Origin of the sequence: Micromonospora trifolii, from assembly GCF_022229005.1 — a bacterium.
GTDB classification, from domain to species: Bacteria; Actinomycetota; Actinomycetes; order Mycobacteriales; family Micromonosporaceae; genus Micromonospora; species Micromonospora trifolii.
On sequence record NZ_JAKKFD010000012.1, the window covers coordinates 34,270 to 52,873 of the forward strand.

The 18,604-nt window shown below is 71.6% G+C and carries 16 protein-coding genes and 1 pseudogene; 11 read left to right on the plus strand and 6 right to left on the minus strand.

Annotation, left to right across the window (positions count from 1 at the left end):
• Positions 1–12: 12 nt before the first annotated feature.
• Entirely contained in the window at positions 13–1,347 is a 1,335-nt protein-coding gene (locus NIE79_RS08930) for a TrkH family potassium uptake protein (protein ID WP_238678098.1), read from the minus strand.
• Positions 1,348–1,486: 139 nt separating this feature from the next.
• Between NIE79_RS08930 and NIE79_RS08935 the strand changes: the two genes are divergently transcribed.
• From NIE79_RS08935 to NIE79_RS08970, 8 genes are all read left to right on the plus strand, one after another.
• Positions 1,487–2,599: a glycerophosphodiester phosphodiesterase gene (locus NIE79_RS08935; RefSeq protein ID WP_238678099.1), complete on the plus strand. Its 1,113-nt coding sequence runs from the start codon at positions 1,487–1,489 to the stop codon at positions 2,597–2,599.
• Positions 2,600–3,340: 741 nt separating this feature from the next.
• The gene (locus NIE79_RS08940; protein ID WP_238678100.1) at positions 3,341–4,540 is read left to right on the plus strand and encodes a substrate-binding domain-containing protein; all 1,200 of its coding nucleotides are present in this window, start codon (positions 3,341–3,343) and stop codon (positions 4,538–4,540) included.
• A gap of 2 nt (positions 4,541–4,542) precedes the next feature.
• Positions 4,543–5,286, plus strand: coding sequence for an ABC transporter ATP-binding protein (locus NIE79_RS08945; RefSeq protein ID WP_238678101.1), 744 nt, complete (start codon positions 4,543–4,545; stop codon positions 5,284–5,286).
• Complete coding sequence (locus tag NIE79_RS08950) at positions 5,286–6,011, plus strand: ABC transporter ATP-binding protein (RefSeq protein ID WP_238678102.1); 726 nt, start codon at positions 5,286–5,288, stop codon at positions 6,009–6,011. Before NIE79_RS08945 ends, NIE79_RS08950 begins: the two co-directional genes overlap by 1 nt.
• Positions 6,011–6,901, plus strand: a complete 891-nt coding sequence (locus NIE79_RS08955; protein ID WP_124815814.1) for a branched-chain amino acid ABC transporter permease — start codon at positions 6,011–6,013, stop codon at positions 6,899–6,901. The genes NIE79_RS08950 and NIE79_RS08955 overlap by 1 nt, the downstream gene beginning before the upstream one ends.
• Complete coding sequence (locus NIE79_RS08960) at positions 6,898–8,001, plus strand: branched-chain amino acid ABC transporter permease (RefSeq protein WP_238678103.1); 1,104 nt, start codon at positions 6,898–6,900, stop codon at positions 7,999–8,001. Before NIE79_RS08955 ends, NIE79_RS08960 begins: the two co-directional genes overlap by 4 nt.
• Positions 8,002–8,100: 99 nt before the next feature.
• Complete coding sequence (locus NIE79_RS08965; RefSeq protein WP_238678104.1) at positions 8,101–10,233, plus strand: RecQ family ATP-dependent DNA helicase; 2,133 nt, start codon at positions 8,101–8,103, stop codon at positions 10,231–10,233.
• Positions 10,234–10,544: 311 nt separating this feature from the next.
• Positions 10,545–11,471, plus strand: coding sequence for a DUF8832 domain-containing protein (locus NIE79_RS08970; RefSeq protein ID WP_238678105.1), 927 nt, complete (start codon positions 10,545–10,547; stop codon positions 11,469–11,471).
• A 100-nt stretch (positions 11,472–11,571) separates the two neighbouring features.
• Here NIE79_RS08970 and NIE79_RS08975 read toward each other — a convergent pair whose 3' ends face one another.
• Positions 11,572–11,988 carry a helix-turn-helix domain-containing protein gene (locus tag NIE79_RS08975; protein WP_238678106.1) on the minus strand — a complete coding sequence of 139 codons (417 nt, stop codon included), beginning with the start codon at positions 11,986–11,988 and terminating at the stop codon, positions 11,572–11,574.
• 248 nt (positions 11,989–12,236) lie between these two features.
• Here NIE79_RS08975 and NIE79_RS08980 point away from each other — a divergent pair, with 248 nt between their 5' ends.
• Positions 12,237–12,677, plus strand: a complete 441-nt coding sequence (locus NIE79_RS08980; RefSeq protein WP_238678107.1) for a hypothetical protein — start codon at positions 12,237–12,239, stop codon at positions 12,675–12,677.
• Here the strand turns inward: NIE79_RS08980 and NIE79_RS08985 are convergent.
• The gene (locus NIE79_RS08985; RefSeq protein WP_238678108.1) at positions 12,674–13,843 is read right to left on the minus strand and encodes a class I SAM-dependent methyltransferase; all 1,170 of its coding nucleotides are present in this window, start codon (positions 13,841–13,843) and stop codon (positions 12,674–12,676) included. The two genes, NIE79_RS08980 and NIE79_RS08985, sit on opposite strands and share 4 nt — an antisense overlap.
• A gap of 88 nt (positions 13,844–13,931) precedes the next feature.
• Complete coding sequence (locus tag NIE79_RS08990) at positions 13,932–15,644, minus strand: DEAD/DEAH box helicase (RefSeq protein ID WP_238678109.1); 1,713 nt, start codon at positions 15,642–15,644, stop codon at positions 13,932–13,934.
• 329 nt (positions 15,645–15,973) lie between these two features.
• Between NIE79_RS08990 and NIE79_RS08995 the strand changes: the two genes are divergently transcribed.
• The gene (locus tag NIE79_RS08995) at positions 15,974–16,609 is read left to right on the plus strand and encodes a ferritin-like fold-containing protein (protein WP_238678110.1); all 636 of its coding nucleotides are present in this window, start codon (positions 15,974–15,976) and stop codon (positions 16,607–16,609) included.
• A gap of 66 nt (positions 16,610–16,675) precedes the next feature.
• On the opposite strand, the gene NIE79_RS09000 is transcribed toward NIE79_RS08995, so the two are convergent.
• Complete coding sequence (locus NIE79_RS09000) at positions 16,676–16,903, minus strand: DUF3107 domain-containing protein (protein ID WP_088950288.1); 228 nt, start codon at positions 16,901–16,903, stop codon at positions 16,676–16,678.
• A gap of 64 nt (positions 16,904–16,967) precedes the next feature.
• Positions 16,968–17,606, minus strand: coding sequence for a TetR/AcrR family transcriptional regulator (locus tag NIE79_RS09005; protein ID WP_030489514.1), 639 nt, complete (start codon positions 17,604–17,606; stop codon positions 16,968–16,970).
• 149 nt (positions 17,607–17,755) lie between these two features.
• Here NIE79_RS09005 and NIE79_RS09010 point away from each other — a divergent pair.
• Positions 17,756–18,604, plus strand: a pseudogene (locus tag NIE79_RS09010) (hypothetical protein); the annotation flags it as partial.

Genomic DNA, 18,604 nt, shown 5'->3' on the forward strand with positions numbered 1-18,604 from the left:
CCCTCCCTGCTCCTAGCCGACAATGGGTTGCTCCTGGGGATAGCGGTAGAGCCGGCGCCGGGTGTTCAGGGCGATCGCCGACCCCAGGGTGAGCGTCCCGACCCGGCCGATGAACATCAGCACGGTCAGCACCAGTTGGCCGCCGGCCGGCAGGTCGGCGACCAGACCGATGGTCAGACCGGTGGTGCTGAAGGCGCTGGTGACCTCGAACAGGGCCGCGACGAAGCGGACGCCCTCGGTGAGCAGCAGCAACAGCATGGTTCCGGCCGTCACCAACGCGACGCTGAGCAGCGCCACGGTGAGGGCCTGTCGCTGGCTCGCGGTGGCCACCCGGCGGTGCCCGATCGTCACGTCGGGCTCACCCCGCAACTCCGCCCAGATGGTGAACGCCAGCAGGAAGAACGTGGAGACCTTGATGCCACCGGCCGTGCTGGCACTGCCGCCGCCGATGAACATCAGCACGATCAGCAGGGGATAGCTCTCCTCCTGAAGAGCGGCGATGTTCAGGACGCTGAAGCCCCCGGTGCGGCTCAGCGCGATCTGGGTGAACGACGCGAGGACCTTCCCGGGTACGTCGTACTGGCCGATAGTGCTCGCGTTGGTCCACTCGGCGGCGAGCAGGCCAGCGAAGCCGACCAGCAGCAGCACCGCGCTGCCCCAGATGGTCAACTTCGTCGCCACCGCCCAGCGGGCGGGCTGCCGCCACTCGCGGACCGCCTCGAAGAGCGCGGGAAACCCGAGACCGCCGACGATCGCGCCGATCGCCAGGGGCAGCGACACCCACGGGTCACGGCTGAAGGCCAGCAGACCGTCGGTGTAGAGCGCGAAGCCACCGTTGTTGAACGCCTGTACGGCGTGGAAGACGCCCGACCAGAGGGCCTGCCCGAAGGGGTAGTCGTAGGACAGCCAGAGCCGACCGGCGACCAGCACTGTCATCACCGCCTCGCAGGCGAAGACGGTCAGCGCGATCCGGCGGAGCAACCGGCCCACGTCACCGATGCCGAACTCCGCCGTCTCGGCCTGCACCAGCAACCTGTTGCGCAGCCCGAGCTGGCTGGAGACCACCAGGATGACCAACGCCGCGACGGTGAGGATGCCGAGGCCACCGAGCTGGGTGAGCAGGGTGATCACCAGCAGTCCCCAGCCGGACCAGTAGTTCGGCGTGTCGGTGATGGCCATGCCGGTGACCGACACGGCCGAGGTGGCGGTGAAGAGCGCGGTGACCACGGGTGGGCGTACGTGTTCGGCTGTCGCCCAGCGCGCCATGAGCAACAGGGTGCCGAGCAGGATCGGCACCAGGAACGCGAACGGCACCAGCCGCACGGGATTGCGGAAGAACCGGCGCACCAGACAATCTTCCTGTCCGCCCGCGACCCTGGAGTGGGAACGGGCATTCCGGAGATTCATCTGCCGTCCAGCCATCGACCAACTCCTGGCAAATCACGAACGGTCTGCTTACCCGGACCATCGATGACAGGAGACGGCGTTGCGACGTACCCTCTCGACCCTCGGCGTGGCCAGCGCTCTGCTCGCCGCCGCCGTGGCCCTGCCGACCATGGCCGCTGCCGAACCAACGGCCAACGCGGACCGCTCCCGGGCCAACGACCGACCGATCGTGATCGGTCACCGTGGCGCCAGCGGTTACCGGCCGGAGCACACCCTCGAGGCGTACCGGTTGGCGATCCGGATGGGTGCCGACTACATCGAGCCGGACCTGGTCTCCACCTCCGACGGCGTGCTGGTCGCCCGGCACGAGAACGAGATCTCCGGCACCACCGACGTGTCGACCCATCCGGAGTTCGCGGCCCGCAAGGCGACGAAGACCATCGACGGTGTCGCGGTGACGGGGTGGTTCACCGAGGACTTCACCCTCGCCGAGCTGAAGACGCTGCGGGCCAAGGAGCGGCTGCCGCAGGTGCGCGTGGCGAACACCGCGTTCGACGGCCGCTTCGAGGTGCCCACCCTCCAGGAGGTCATCGACCTGGCCCGGACCGAGGGGCGGACACGGGGCCGCACCATCGGCATCTACCCGGAGACCAAGCACCCGAGCTACTTCGCGTCGATCAAACTGCCGTTGGAGGAGCCGCTGCTGCGGGCGCTGCGGCAGAACAAGCTGGACCGGAAGAACTCACCGGTCTTCATCCAGTCGTTCGAGACTGCCAACCTGCGCCGCCTGAGCCGGTTGACCGACGTGAAGCTGGTCCAACTGCTCGACGCGACCGGCCGCCCGTACGACTTCACCGCCGCCGGTGACACCCGCACCTACCAGGATCTGGTCACGCCGGCCGGTCTGAAGTGGATCGCCGGGTACGCCGACGGCATCGGCGCGAACAAGAACCTGATCGTCCCCCGGAACGCCGCCGGCGCCCTGCTCGCCCCGACCAACGTGGTACGCGACGCGCACCGGGAGCACCTGCTGGTGCACTCCTGGACGTTCCGCGCCGAGAACCAGTTCCTTCCGGCGGACTTCCGGATCGGCGCCGACCCGAACGCGCGCGGCGACATCACCGCCGAGTACGAACTCTTCCTCGGCCTGGGCCTCGACGGTGTCTTCAGCGACCACCCGGACACTGCCGTCGCCGCCCTCGCCGGCCGCTGATCCCAACCTCGGCCCGGAGCTGATCCGCTCCGAGTCGACCACCGGGCCGACCACGCCCGGCCCACACGCTGGCCCGTCGTCCGTCACCCGGACGGCGGGCCAGCGGCACGCCGGGGCGGCTCGGTCGCAAGATCGCCCGTCGAGCGGGGCCAGCACCGGGTGAACCCGCCCCTGAGCAGACAGAGCTGCGCAAGATCGCGCTCGATCAATGAAGTAGTGGCGTCCCGGAGCCAAGATCGTGCTAAATCCAGGATGTAGTGCTGTCGTGGCCGCCCGAGGCCACTACATACAGGATCGAGCATGATCTTCAGGGGTGAGTCGCTCGCCCGCGCCGCCGGGGATCTTGAGGCTGCAACTTCGCCGATGTTGCTGCCTCGACCCGACGCGAGGCAGCACTATCAGGGATGTTTCGGTGATCTTCGCCCGGTGGGTGGCAGGTGCGGTCGGGCGGGCGGGTGCTCGATGGTCGTCGGCGCTGCCCGCGCGCGGCGACCCACGACGGACCCTGCGGGTGACCGAACCGGGCGAATGGCGCGGGGCGACACACCGTTCGGGTGGTCCGTGGGGGTTCGGGCCATCGAGGGCGTGGGCTTCCGGCTGGTAGTGCGGCCCGTTGTAACCTCCGGCCACCTCATTCCTGCTACTTGTGTGTTTCCGCCACATAGCTCGTGGGTGACGTCACTTCTAGCGTGAGCCGTCACGAAGAAGTTCTCTCCCTCTGAGTCCTCATGTGGAGTCGCAATGACGGTCCGGACGACGCGGCGGGCGTTCCTCTCCGCCGCCACGATGATGGCCGCGGCGCTGGCCGCCACGGCCTGTGGCAGCCCGCAGGACACCGCCACCGGCGGCGGCGACAGTGCCGCGCCGGTCAAGGTCGGCCTGGTGTACTCCCAGTCGGGAGCCCTGGCCAGCTACGGAAAGCAGTACATCGAGGGGTTCAAGGCGGGGCTGGACTTCGCCACCAACGGCACCGGCAAGGTCGGTGACCGGAAGATCGAGCTCACCGAGGTCGACGACGCGGGCGACCCGGCCAAGGCGGTCTCGGCTGCGAAGGACCTGATCGGTAAGGGTACGAAGATCATCGCCGGCTCCACCGCCTCCGGTGTGGCGCTCCAGGTGGCGCCGATCGCGGCGCAGAACAAGGTGCTGTTCATCTCCGGCCCGGCCGCCACGGACGCGGTGACCGGAGCGAACAAGTACACCTTCCGCTCCGGTCGGCAGTCCTACCAGGATGTGGTGACCGCCAAGTCGTTCATCGGCGACCCGAGCGGCAAGAAGGTAGTGGTCTTCGCCCAGGACGGCGCGTTCGGCGACGCCAACGAGGCGGCCGTCAAGGCCGTCATCGGCACCGCGGGCGCGACGGTGAGCAGTGTCCGGGCTCCGGCCAGTGCCACCGAGTTCACCCCGTTCGCCAGCCAGATCAAGGCCGCCAAGCCGGACCTGCTCTTCGTGGCGTGGGCGGGCACGACCGCCCCGGCCATGTGGCAGACCCTCGACCAGCAGGGCGTCCTCTCGTCCACCACTGTCGTCACCGGCCTGGACATCCGCGCCTCGTGGCCGACCTTCGGCGCTGCCGGGGCGAAGATCTCCTTCCTGTCGCACTACTTCGACGGTGCCAGCGACACCGAGGCCAGCAAGGCGCTGAAGGCCAAGGTCAACACCATCGACCTGTTCCACCCGGACGGCTTCGCCGCCGCGCAGATGGTGGTCCGTGCCGCGCAGGAGGGTGGGGACGACGTCGACAAGATGGTCACCGCCCTGGAGGACTGGAGCTTCGACGGGGTCAAGGGCAAGATGACCATCCGGGCCGCCGACCACGCGCTGCTCCAGCCGATGTTCCAGGCCAAGCTGACCGGCAGCGGCACCACGTTCACCGCGACCGCGCAGAAGAGCCTCACCGGTGACGAGACCGCGCCACCGGCCGTGGCCATGAAGGGCTGACCATGCTCGCCACCCGCGGTCTGACCTGGCGGATCGGTGAGGTCGCCATCGTCGACAGCGTCTATCTCGACCTCGCGCCCGGGGAGTTCCTGGGCGTCATCGGGCCGAACGGCGCCGGTAAGACCTCACTGTTCAACCTGATCACCGGCCTGCGCCGGGCCACCGAGGGCCGGGTCGTCCTGGACGGACAGGACATCGGGGCGCTCCCGCCGCACCGGCGGGCCCGCCTCGGTCTGGGCCGTACCTTCCAGGCGTCCTCGGTCTTCGGCTCGCTGAGCGTGCGGGAGAACGTCCGGCTCGCCGTTCAGGCGCACCGCGGGGGCTCGATGGCACTGTGGCGGCGGGCGGCGGCCGACCGGGAGGTCGCCGCCGCCGCCGACGCGGCGCTCGACCGGGTCGGCCTCGCCCACCGGGGTACGGCCCTCGCCGGCACCCTGGCCCACGGCGAGAAGCGCAAGCTGGAGATCGCCCTGCTGCTCGCCGGTGAACCGCGGGTGATGCTGCTGGACGAGCCGATGGCCGGGGTCAGCGCCGAGGACGTGCCGGAGCTGGTCGCCGTCATCAAGTCGTTGACCGGCGACAGCGGCCGGGCGGTCCTGATGGTCGAACACCACATGGACGTCATCCTGGAACTGGCCGACCGCATCGCCGTCATGCACCACGGCGCGCTGCTGGCCTGCGACACCCCGGAGACGGTGATGGCCAACCCCACTGTGCAAGAGGCCTACCTGGGGGAGTCGCTCTAATGGAACCGATCCTCAGTGTGGAGGACCTGTCGGTCCGGATCTCCGGGCTGCACATCCTCCAGGGGGTGTCCTTCACTGTCGCCCCGACCGGCGTGACAGTCCTGCTCGGTCGCAACGGCGTTGGCAAGACCACCACGCTGCGCGCCATCGTCGGCCTCACCCCGCCCGCCGGGGAGGTCCGGGGCACCATCCGGATGGGCGCGCAGAGCCTGCTGGCCCGGCCGACGCACCGGCTGGTCCGCGGCGGGCTCGGCTACGTGCCCGAGGACCGTTGCGTGTTCGCCGGGCTCACCGTCGCGGAGAACCTGCGGCTCGCCGAGCGGCGCGGCGCCACCCCGGCGTACGACAAGGTCTTCGCGCTCTTTCCGGAGCTGGACCGGCGCGGACGGCAACGGGCCGGGTCGCTCTCCGGCGGGCAGCAGCAGATGCTCGCCATCGGTCGGGTGCTGCTCAACGACAACCGGCTGCTGCTCGTCGACGAGCCGACCAAGGGGTTGGCGCCGAAGGTGGTGACCGAGGTGGCCGAGGTGTTGGAACGGGTCGCGGAGTCGGTGCCGGTGCTGCTGGTCGAGCAGAACCTCGCCGTCGTACGCCGACTGGCCCGCGACGCTGTCGTGTTGGCCGCCGGCAAGGTGGCCTGGACCGGCGACGCCCACGAGTTGCTGTTGGAGACCGCGTTGACGAAGTCGCTGCTTGGTGTCGGCTCCGCGGAGGTGAAGCACTGATGGGCACCGTGATCCTGTTGGCGCTGACCGGGCTCGGTCTGGCGGCGCTGTACTTCCTGGTCGCCTCCGGTCTGTCCCTGGTCTTCGGTCTGGCCGACGTGCTCAACTTCGCGCACGGGCTGTTCCTCGGCGTCGGCGCGTACGGCACCTGGTGGGCGGCGGGCAACCTGCCGGGTGCCGGCCCGGACGGGTTCGGCTTCGTGTTCGCTGTCGCCTTCGGGGTGGCCGCCGGCACGCTGGTCGCGATCCTGGTCGAGCTGGTGCTGATCCGCCCGCTGTACTCCCGCACCATCGAGCAGGTGCTGGTCACCGTCGGCCTTTCCCTGGCCGGTGTGGCGTTGCTCCAGGCCACCTGGGGTGCGGACGCCCGGCCGTTCCCGCGTCCGGACTGGACCCGGCAGGTGACCGGGATCCTCGGCGCGCAGGTGCCCAACGGTGGCCTGCTGCTGATCATCGCGGCGGTGCTGGTGCTCGGCGCGATCCTGGCGTTCCTGCGCTGGACCCGGTACGGCCTGGTGATCCGGGCCGGGGTGGAGAACCGGGAGATGGTGACCGCGCTGGGCATCGACGTCCGCAAGGCGTTCACGCTGGTCTTCGCGATCGGTGGGGCGGCCGCCGCGCTCGCCGGAGCGCTCGGCGGGGTCTACTTCGGCACCGTCTCGCCTGGGCAGGGCGGCTCGCTGCTGATCTTCGCGTTCATCGTGGTGGTGATCGGCGGGATGGGCTCGGTGGTCGGCTCCGCGTACGCGGCGGTGGTGGTCGGCCTGGTGCAGCAGTTCGTCAACTACTACGGCACGTCCGGGCTGGGCGACATCTGCGTGGTCGGGCTGCTGGCAGTGGTGCTGCTGCTGCGCCCGCAGGGCATCGCCGGAAAGGTGGCAACGGCATGACGGTGATCGACGCGCCTCGCGCGCAGGTGCCCGACGAACTGAGTCCGCAGCGGGGGCGGTGGCACCGGCTCCGCCCGTTCCTCCCGCTGGTCGCGTTGGTCGTGCTGGCGATCCTGCCGTACTCGACGATCCCCCTGCCGGGGATCTTCGAGGGGCCGGTCAACTCACCCGGCACCCTGCAACTGCTCGCCATCTGCCTGATCTTCGGCGGGTTGGCGGCCGGGTACGACCTGCTCTTCGGCCGGACCGGGATGCTCTCCTTCGGGCACGCGCTGTACTTCGCCGCCGGTGTCTACGGCACCGACATCCTGGTCACCCGTGCCGGTCTGCCGCTGTGGCAGGCGGCGCTGCTGACCATCACCGGCGGCACCATCCTCGCCGCGCTGCTCGGCGCGGTGGCGCTGCGGACGGTGGGCATCGCGTTCGCCATGGTCACGTTGGCCTTCGCCCAGGTCGGGGCGATCCTGGTGGCCCGGGACTTCGGCGGGCTCACCGGCGGCGAGGAGGGTCTGCCGCTGGACGTGTCGGGGCTGCCCGCCGGGCTGGTGGGGGTCACCAACACTGTCAACCTGTACTGGTTGGCGCTGGCGTACCTGACGCTGGTGGTCTTCGTGGTGCACCGGGTCAGCGGGTCGCCGACCGGTCGGGTGCTCGCCGGGCTGCGCGACGACGAGCGGCGGATCGGTGTGCTCGGGTTGGACCCGTACCGCTACAAGCTGGTGGCGTTCACCCTGGCCGGTGGCTTGGCGTCGGCGGGCGGGGTGGTCTACGTCCTGATCGTCGGCGGCGCGTCGCCGCACATCACGTCCTCCGAGCTGACCCTGTCGCTGCTGGTCATGGTGGTGCTCGGCGGGCCGGGCACCCGGTGGGGTCCGGTGCTCGGCGGTGTCCTCTACATGTACCTGGACCACCGGCTCACCGCCTTCGGCACGAGCGACGCGGTGGACAACCTGCCGGCCGTCCTGAGCCGTCCGCTGAGCCAGCCGCTGTTCGTCCTGGGCACGGTCTTCATCCTGGCGGTCTACTTCTTCCCAGGAGGCCTGACCAGCCTGGCCCCCCGCCTGTCTCACCTGACCCGGTCCCTCCGCCCCCGCCGATAACCCCGTTGATCAAGAGGTTTGCGTCAGAATCCGTACGAATGGTGACGCAAACCTCTTGATCAACAGGGGGATGACGGACGGCGCTGGTAGAAATGCCGGGTGGAGACAGCAGAGCGGGCAGCGGTACGGGAGCGGGCCGAGGCGGTGCTGCGCCGGCTGGCCGGTGACCATGCCCGGCTGCGCGAGGATCAGTGGCGCGCCATCGAGGCGCTGGTCGTCGACCGGCGGCGGGTGCTGTGCGTCCAGCGCACCGGTTGGGGCAAGTCGGCTGTCTACTTCGTGGCCACCGCCCTGCTCCGGGACCGCGAGCAGGGCCACCAGGCCGGGCCGACAGTCATCGTCTCGCCGCTGCTGGCGTTGATGCGCAACCAGGTCGAGGCGGCCGCTCGGGCCGGCATCCGGGCCCGCACGATCAACTCGGCGAACCTCGACGAGTGGGACGAGATCACCGCCGAGATCCAGACCGGCGCGGTGGATGTGCTGCTGATCAGCCCGGAACGGCTCAACAACCCGGACTTCCGCGACGGCGTCCTGCCGAAGTTGGCCGCGACGACCGGCCTGCTGGTGGTCGACGAGGCGCACTGCGTCTCCGACTGGGGGCACGACTTCCGGCCGGACTACCGGCGGCTGCGGACGTTCCTCGCCGAGCTGCCCGAGCGCACCCCGGTGCTGGCGACCACCGCCACCGCCAACGCCCGGGTCACCCAGGACGTCGCCGAGCAACTGGGTGACGCCCTCATCCTGCGCGGGACCCTGGACCGCGAGTCGCTGCGCCTCGGGGTGCTCGACCTGCCCAGCCCGGCGCACCGGCTGGCCTGGCTCGCCGACCACCTCGACCAGCTGCCCGGCTCGGGCATCGTCTACACGCTGACAGTGGCGGCAGCGGGGGAGACTGCCGAGTTCCTGCGCTCCCGGGGCTACCCGGTCGCCTCGTACAGCGGGCAGTCCGACGACGCCGACCGGCGGGCCGCCGAACAGGACCTGCTCGACAACAAGATCAAGGCGTTGGTCGCCACCAGCGCCCTCGGCATGGGCTTCGACAAACCCGACCTGGGCTTCGTCGTCCACCTCGGCGCGCCACCCTCACCGATCGCGTACTACCAGCAGGTCGGCCGCGCCGGCCGCGCCGTCGAGCACGCCGAGGTGCTGCTGCTGCCCGGCGTCGAGGACGCCGCGATCTGGCGTTACTTCGCCTCGCTGGCGTTCCCACCGGAGCAGCAGGTCCGCGCCGTGCTGGCCGCCCTGCACACCGACCGCCCGCTCTCCACCCAGGCGCTCGAACCCCTCGTCGACCTGCGCCGGGCCCGGTTGGAGCTGATGCTCAAGGTGCTCGACGTGGACGGCGCGGTCCGCCGGGTGCGCGGTGGGTGGCTCGCCACCGGCGAGCCGTGGGTCTACGACGAGGCCCGGTTGCGCCGCGTCGCCGAGGCGCGCACCGTCGAGCAACAGGCCATGCGGGAGTACGCGACCACGTCCGACTGCCGGATGCGGTATCTACGGGAACGCCTGGACGACACCGAGGCGGCTGACTGCGGCCGATGTGACAGGTGCGCCGACCCACTCTTCGCCGCGGACGTGTCGACGGCCGCGCTCGCCGCCGCGCAGACCTTCCTGGGTCGCCCCGGCGTGGAGATCGCGCCCAAGAAGCTCTGGCCGACCGGGCTCGACGCGGTGGGCGTACCCCTCAAGGGCCGGATCGCCCCCGCGGAGCAGGCGCTGCCAGGCCGGGCCGTCGGGCGCCTCTCCGACCTTGGTTGGGGTGGGCGGCTGCGTGCTCTCGTCGGCCCGGAAGCGCCGGACGCGCCGGTGCCCGACGACGTCGCCGGCGCGGTCGTGGAGGTGCTGAAGGCGTGGGCGCACGGCGACAACCCGTGGCCCCGCCGACCGGTGGCGGTGGTGGCTGTCGGTTCCCGGCGGCGGCCCCGGCTGCTGGGCTCGCTCGCCGAGCGGATCGCCACAGTGGGCCGGCTGCCGCTGCTCGGCGAGGTCACCGCGGCCGGCCCCGACGGCCCGGCCGGGCCGCGCGGCAACAGCGCCCAACGGGTACGCGCGCTGCACGACGCCTTCACAGTGCCGACCGATCTGGCCGACGCCCTGGCCGGGCTGGACGGCCCGGTGCTGCTCGTCGACGACCTGATCGACTCGGGCTGGACGATGACGCTGGTGACCCGGGCCCTGCGCCGGGCCGGCGCGACCGACGTGCTCCCGCTCGCCCTCGCCGTGGCCGGTTGACCCGCTGCCGTCACGCCGATCCTCGGCGCTGCTCGGGTCTGCGGCGCCGGCCGTGCCCCTGTCGGGGCGTTGCCCGGCGCTGTGGCGTGGTCTGCGCCGGGCCTGTGGAAAAGGTTCCCGGCCGGCGTCGAGTGCGACGGTCGCCACGCTGTGCGGGCGTCGGCCTGGCGCGGCCGGACGCGGCGGTACCGTGGGCGGCATGACCGACCAGCAGCCCGTCACCCGTGCGCGCACCGTTGCGGGCGGGACCGCTGGCGGCGAGGCCGGCCGGGCGCGGGGCGTCGGCCGTGGCTGATCAGGGCCCTGCCGTCGTGGCTGACCATGGTCCCGCCGGGCCGGACCGGAGCACTCTCCGGCTGGCGCTGGTGGTCGGCGGGCTGGTGCTGGCGGTGCTGCTCGGCTTCGGCCTCGGGCGGCTGAACGCCAACGGTGCCGCCACCGGCAGCCCCTCGTTGGCCGCCGAGCACACCGACCCACCGGGCGTCGCGCCGCACAACCATGGCAGCGCCACGGCCACCGATCAGGGCGCGGCCACCGAGCCGGGCGGTCTGGCGGTCAGCTCGGCCGGTTACACACTGACCCCCCTGGCCACCGAGTTCGCGGCGGGTCGCCCCGGTCAGCTCCGCTTCCAGGTGCGGGACGCGCAGCGCCGGCCGGTGACCCGGTTCGCCATCGTGCACGACAAGCCGCTGCACCTCATCGTCGTTCGGCGGGACCTGACCGGTTATCAGCACCTGCACCCGACCATGGCGGCGGACGGCACCTGGTCGGTGCCGTTGACCCTCGCGCAGCCCGGCCTCTGGCGCGCGTACGCCGACTTCACGGTGGTCGCCGACAACGGCGCGCAGACCGCTGTGACCCTCGGCACGGATCTGGTGGCGCCCGGCGACTACCGGCCTCGTCCACTGCCGGGGCCGGCCACCTCGACGACCGTGGACGGCTTCACCGTCGGCTACCAGGGCACTCCGCAGGCGGGGGTGACAGTGCCGCTGACCTTCCGGGTCGACGGTGCTGGTGGTGCAGCCCCGCTGGAGCGGTACCTCGGGGCGTACGGGCACCTGGTGGCGTTGCGCGAGGGCGACCTCGGCTATCTGCACGTGCACCCGGAGACCGAGCTGGTGGACGGTCAGATCAAGTTCTGGTTGACCACTCCCGGCCCGGGCCGCTACCGCCTCTACCTCGACTTCCAGGTGAACGCCGAAGTCCGAACCGCCGAGTTCACCCTCACCGTCCCCTAGGCCCGGCCCCTCCGCTGTCTTCGGTCGATCATGAGGTTGTCGCCTCCCGCCACGGCGTGTCGTGACGCCAACTCCATGATCAACGCGCTCCGGGGCGGGGTTAGCTGGCTCGGCGGATGGGGCGGCGGGCCAGGTAGCGGAGCAGGTCGCGGATGTGGTGCTTCTCCTCCGCGGGAACCGTGGGGTCGGCCAGCCGGTCCAGGATGGCCCGGACGTCGGCCTCGACCGGGCCGTCGTCGTGGCGTCGGCGGGGAGTGGGGCCGGCGTCGGGCAGCCCGAGCGCGCGGAACGCGGCGGCGACCGGCAGATCCAGTGCTGCGCAGAAGCCGCGCACCTTGGCCAACTCGGGATAGTCCTGCCAGTCACCGGCCAGCCAACGGAACACTGTGGAACGACCCACGCCCGTGTGCGAGGCAAGATCAGTCACGGTCCAGCCACGTTCGTCACGAGCGTCATCGATGGCGCGCCGGACGAAGCGGGCGAAGGCCATCTGCGGTGATACGTCGGCTGATCCCATCCCTGTGTGTCTTCCCCTCCTGCCGGAGCACCGGGACGATGCGCCTTCCGAGGGTAGTACGCCGGGAGCCGGAAACAATTGACTGACCGCACAAACTGTCCCGTGGACGAGACTTTTCTCTGGAAGCGTGTGTGCAGAACGAAAATTGCATAGAGCGATCTTCATCGTTCTTCCATTAAGCTCGGTGCCCGTCCCGACATCGCGTCTGTCGCCTACCGCCGCCGACCGGACCACCGCCGAGGAGCACCATGGCCGAATCGAGCCGCCCCCAGCCGTACCAGCCCGGTGCGGTGAGCCTCTTCTTCGTCGCCAAGGCCGGCGTCTTCGCCGCCGCGTTCTGGATCTGGTTGCTGGTCCTGGTGCTCCGCACCGACTCCGCGACCGGTCTCCAGGTGCTGGCCGCCACCGGCACCATCACCACCACGCTCGTCGCGGTGCTGCTCGGTGCCCGGATGGCGTTGCAACACAACGCCGCCATCCGGCACGCCGAGGTGAAGAAGCTGCTGGTCGACATCTCCTGGAACGCCTTCGCGGCAGCCGGCAACGCCGGGACCGAGGGCAAGGTCGTGCCATTCCCGACCGCCCCGGGCGACGGTGAGTGGGCAGCCCAGCGGCCCGCCGCCGACCGGGTGTCGGTCCTCGACCGTGGTGTCAGCGAGCGCAACGGTGGCCGGGACCGCCGACGCTAGCCGCCCAGGAGCTGGGGCGTCTCTCCGGTGGCCAGCAGGGTCTCCAACCGGGGGGTGACCTGCCACTGGTTCACCAGCTCGCGGTATTCCGCGCGCTGCGGCTCGGTCGCCTCGACACCGGTACGACGGGCGCGGATCAGCAGGTTACGCGGGGTGTGCTGCGAGTCCACGAACTCCACCACCTCGGTCCGGTACCCGTGCACCCGCAGCAGCCCGGCGCGCAGCGCGTCGGTGAGCACGTCGGCGAAGCGCTCGCGCAGAATGCCCTGCCGGGTCAGCAGCTCGTACGGGGCCGGGGCGGGGTGGGCGCGGAGCTGCTTCGCCAGATCGTGGTGGCAGCACGGCGCGGCCAGCACCCACTTGGCCTCCCAGCGCACCGCGCGGGCCAGCGCCTCGTCGGTGGCGGTGTCGCAGGCGTGCAGCGCCAGCACCAGGTCGGGAGCGGGGTCGACGACAGCGTCGGCGATCGTCCCGGCCACGAAGCTGACCTGGTCGGCCCAGCCCAGCCGCTGCGCCAACTCGGTGTTGCGCCGCCGCTGGTCCTCCCGGACGTCCACGCCGACCAGCTGGACGTCGAGCCCACGACTCGTCAGATAGCGGTACGCGGCGAACGTCAGGTAGGCGTTGCCGCAGCCCAGATCGACCACCCGTAGCGCGCCGGTCAGGTCGTCGGGCAGGGTCGCGGCCAGGGCCCGCAGGAACGCGTCCACCTGGCGGCGCTTGGCCGCCGAGCCGCCGATCTCCGCGAAGATCGGGTCACCGGGGTCGAGCAGGTATTCCTTCGTCCGGTCGTTCCCGGTGGGCGTCGCCGCCGGACGGGACGTCGCGGCCCGGTGCACCTGTGCCTCGCCGGACTTGGTCACCCGCAGTTGGAGGGTCGCGTCGGCCGTCTCGACGTGCCAGTTGCCGAACGGCTCGGCGAGCAGTTCGTCGATCGCCGCGGCGGCCTCGGGGCCGGAGGCGAGGTTGCGGGTGTACGGGCGAGCGCCGTCGGACGTGGTGATCTGCATCCGGGGCCCGGCCTTGAGCCGCACCGGCCGCAGTTCGGCCCGTTCAACGGTGGGGCGGCGGCCGCGTCGACGTCCGGCGGCGACCGCCCGGGTCAGCGCGGGGTCGAGCAGCAGCGCCCGAACCTCGGTCAGGGCGGCGTCCAGTGGTTGCGGCATCGTTCCATCTTCGGCAGGTGGGGTGGGAGAAGGGAACATCCCCCGCACCGCGCGAGGCGGTGCGGGGGATGTCAGGTGTGGCTGGTGGTCAGTCTGCTGTCGCCTCGGCCGGCGTACCCGCACCGGAACCGCCACCACGGCGGCGGCGTCGGCGGCGTGGCTTGGACGCCTCGCCGTCGGCGGATGCGGTGGCCGGCTCGGCGGGGCCGGCGTCGGCGGAGATCACTGCGGTCGCCTCTCCCGCGACCACCTCGCCGGCGCGGCGGCGACGCCGGCGGCGGGGGGTACGGGCGCCGTCGTCGGCGGCGTCGGCGGCGTCGGCCGCAGGTGCCTCGGCGACGGCCGGCGTGCCGGCGTCGGAGCGGTCACGGCGGCCATCGCCCCGACCACGGCGCTCGCCGCGACCCTCGCCGCGACCCTCACCACGGCTCTCGCCGCGTCGGGGGCCCCGACCTCCGCTGTCGCCCCGACGGGAGCGGGTCGTCCCACCCAGATCCTCTTCGATCTCGGCGGACAGCCCGGCCCGGGTGCGCTCGGCCGTGGGCAGCGTGCCGCTGACCTCGGTGGAGATGTGCAGGTCGGTGTAGAGGTGCGGCGACGTGTGGTACGTCTCCGGCGGCTCCGGCATCTCCAGACCGAGGGTCTTGTCGATGATCCGCCAGCGCGGCATGTCGTCCCAGTCGACGAAGGTCACCGCGACACCCGTCGCGCCGGCCCGGCCGGTACGACCGATCCGGTGGGTGTAGGTGTCCTGGTCTTCCGGGCAGTCGTAGTTGATGACGTGGGTGACGCCGGTGACGTCCAGCCCACGGGCCGCCACGTCGGTGGCGACCAGGATGTCGATCTTGCCGGCCCGGAAGGCCCGCAGCGCCCGCTCACGGGCACCCTGGCCGAGGTCACCATGCACCGCGGCGACCGCGAACCCGCGGAAGTCGAGATCCTCGGCGACCCGGTCGGCGGCCCGCTTGGTACGCGTGAAGATCATGGTCAGCCCACGCCCCTCCGCCTGGAGGATGCGCGCCACCACCTCGACCTTGTTCATCGAGTGGGTGCGGTAGACCAGCTGCTGGGTCTGCGGCGACGGGCCGGTCTCGGCGGTGTGCCCGGCGTGGATCGTCATCGGCTGGCGCAGGAAGCGCCGCGACAGGGTGACGATCGGGTCCGGCATGGTGGCCGAGAAGAGCATCGTCTGCCGGTCTTCCGGAAGCATCGCAAGGATCTTCTCGACGTCGTCGAGGAAGCCCAGGTCGAGCATCCGGTCGGCCTCGTCGAGGACGAGGGCGTGCACCCGGTCCAGACGGAGGTGCTTCTGCTTCTGCAGGTCCATCAGTCGGCCGGGCGTGCCGACCAGGATCTCGACGCCCTTGCGCAGCGCGTCGATCTGCGGCTCGTACGCCACGCCACCGTAGATCGGCAGCACCCGGACGCCACGCGTCCGGCCGGCGGCGGCCAGGTCCTTGGCGACCTGGATGCCCAGCTCACGGGTGGGGACGACGACCAGCGCCTGGGGGACACCGTCGCTGCCCTCGCCCGGGGCGAAGACCCGGTCGAGCAGCGGTACGCCGAAGCCGAGGGTCTTGCCGGTGCCGGTCGGCGCCTGACCGATCAGGTCGACGCCGCGCAGCGCGATCGGGATCGCGTACTCCTGGATGGCGAATGCGCGGGTGATGCCGGCCGAGGCCAGGGCCTCGACGGTCTCGGCGCGGGCGCCGAGTGCGGCGAACGTGGGGGCCTCCGGTCGAACCGGGGCGGTGGGGGCCAGTTCCTGGCCGTCCAGCAAATCTTGAGTCAGGTCGCTCATGTGGATGTGGGGGTGCCCTCTCGTGGGTGCGCCCGTCATGTCCTCAGGGCGCGTTCGGTATGACGCGGGCCACACGGTCGGCGGCAGATTGCCGAGCCGGACCGGGCCGCACGCGCGCCGCGGGCTGAGCTTCGATCAGATCGGCGCCCACGGCAACTGCTCCATGTTACCTGAACAGGCATGCCCCCGTCCCGATTCCCATCCGGCCACTCGCCACGCGGGGCAAGCAAATGTGACTCACGCCACATTCATTGCGCGTCCGCCGTGTCGTACCGGGTGCGAAGTGCGCGGGACGCGCGCGATGGTCGCCGCGCGGTAGCCTGCCGCTCGTGTCTGCTTTCGCCGTCGCCGACCTGTTGGGTCTCGTCGCCTTCGGCGAGCTGCTCGCCTTCGAGCGGATGGCGGGCGACGCCCGGCTCGCTCCTGACCTGCGCCGCCGGGCCGCACTGAACGAGATGGCCGCGGCCGAGATCGCCAACTACCGGCGTCTCGCCGACCGGCTCACCGCGCTGGGCGTACCGCCGGAGGATGCGATGGCGCCCTATGTCGAGCCGTTGCAGGCGTACCACGACTCGACCGAGCCACGGGACTGGGCGGAAGTGGTCACCAAGGCGTACGTGGGCGACGCGATCACCGACGACTTCGTTCGCGAGATCGCCGATGCGCTGGAGGAACCGGACCGGGCGCTGGTGCTGGACGTCCTGCACGACTCCCGGTACGCGGACTTCGCCGCGGCGGAGATCCGGGTCGCCGTCGCCGACGACCCCAGGGTGGCTGGCCGACTCTCGATGTGGGCCCGCCGGCTGGTCGGCGAGGCGTTGTCCCAGGCCGGCCGCGTCGCCGCCGAGCGGGCCACCCTCACCGCGCTGATCGCACGCGACGGCCGGGTCGACGTGCCGGGGCTGTTCGGCAGGCTCACCACCGCGCACACCGCGCGGATGGCCGCCGCCGGGCTGAACAACTGAGCACCCGGCCGGTGCCGGCCTGCGGCAGGCGGGCCGAGCGCCGACCTGCCGCGATGGCCGGACCGGTCAGCGGACGGTGAACCCGACCGCCCGGGACGACGCCTCAGCGATCTCGACGTAGGCGACCTTCTCGACCGGAACGATGACCCGCCGGCCCTTCTCGTCGGTCAGGGAGAGCGTGCCGCCGTTACCGGCGAAGGCGTCGGTCACGATCTGCTCGATCTCGGCCGGCGACTGCGCGCTGTCCACTACCAGCTCGCGCGGCGCGTACTGCACGCCGATCTTGACCTCCACTGTGCCTCCTCAACTGGGGCGAAAGAACCGCCCTGCGAAGGCTATCCGATCACGGGGTCGGCGGTCAGGCTGACTCACCTTGCAGCGGGAAGCTCGCGATGCCCCGCCACGACAGCGCGGCCACCAACGCCTCGGCCTCGGCCTTGGGCACCTGCCGGCCGCCGGCCAGCCAGAACTGCGCGGCCGTCTCCGCCGCGCCGACCAGCCCGGAGGCGAGCAGCTCAGCGTGCGCCCGGCTCACCCCGGTGTCGGAGATGATGGTGTCGGTGATCGCCGCGATGCAGCCCTGCTCGACGCGCTCCACGCGCTGCCGCACCGCCGGGTCGTTGCGCAGATCCGACTCGAAGACGAGCCGGAACGCCTCGCTCTCGTGGTCGACGAAGTCGAAGTACGCCCGTACCGACGCGCTGACCCGCTCCTTGTTGTCGCTGGTGCCGCGCATCGCATCCTGCACCTGAGCGACGATGGCGTCACAGTGCGTGTCGAGCAGCGCCAGGTAGAGATCCATCTTTCCGGGAAAGTGTTGGTAGAGCACCGGCTTCGAGACCCCGGCCCGCTCGGCGATGTCGTCCATCGCGGCGGCGTGGTAGCCCTGTGCGACGAACACCTCCTGCGCCGCAGCGAGAAGCTGCTTACGGCGCGCGGAGCGGGGCAGGCGGGTGGGCCGGCCGGCGGTCTGTGCACCGTTCCCCGCAGCGGTCATGGGATCCTCCGAGTTCTCCGTACGAGCCGGCATTTTCCCCCCAGACCGGGCGAGGCCCGTGACCTCGGTCGTGGAAATGGCCCGCCGCTGTAACTTATCGCCACTCTCGGCACACGGTAGCCTCAGCGGGGGCGACCAAGGAGCGCGCGGTGAGTGAAACAGGGCAACCCGGAGCCGCCACCCCGGGAGAGCACGGTGACGGAGCGGGTCAGCACGACGACCCGAGCCGTTCCGTCAGTGGGTGGGCGCCTCCGGCGGGTGGGTGGCCCCGAGCCGCCGACCGCGACGACGCCCGGGACGAGGCGCCGCGCTGGCAGCCCGACCCCGCGTCGGGCTGGCGGACCTCCTCGACCCGGCACGGCGACCTGCCATCGCCGCTGGTGGGGCAGTCGAGCGACCCGGAGTCGCCGGCCCGCACCAACGGTCATCACGTCAACGGCGCGCACCACCCGGACGACGTCAACGGCGTCCACCACTCCGGCCTCGAACCGCCCGCGGGGCGCCCCACGCCGGTGAGCGCACCGCCGGGGCTGCCCGTGGAGGGTCGTCCCGGGGCGGCCAGCGACCGGCTCGTGGTGCCCGCCCAACGTCCCGCACCGCCGGCGGAGCAGGGTGCCGTGGAGCCCGACCCGGGCCCCGCCCCACTCTCCACCGTCGATCCGGCCGCCGCGCACCGTGCCCGCTGGGCCGAACCCGGGTTACCGACTTCCGCCCCGCCGGCCGTCCAGGTGCCGCCCGTCGGCACCGCGGCATCGGGTTTCGAGGTGCCGCCCGGCTTCCACGCGCCGACCGGCGAGCGGCTGGCCGCCGACGAGAATCCGACGGCGCCCCGCGACTGGCGCGACCCGCTCGCATCCGAGCACGCGGCGACCTCGGGTCGCACCCCGGGCCCGGCCGGGCCCGCCGCCGAAGGCGAGCCCGGTCGCGCTTCCGAGGGTTCCCGGCCGGCAGAGACACATCGCGCCGGGGACACGCATCGTCCCGGCGAGACGCACCGT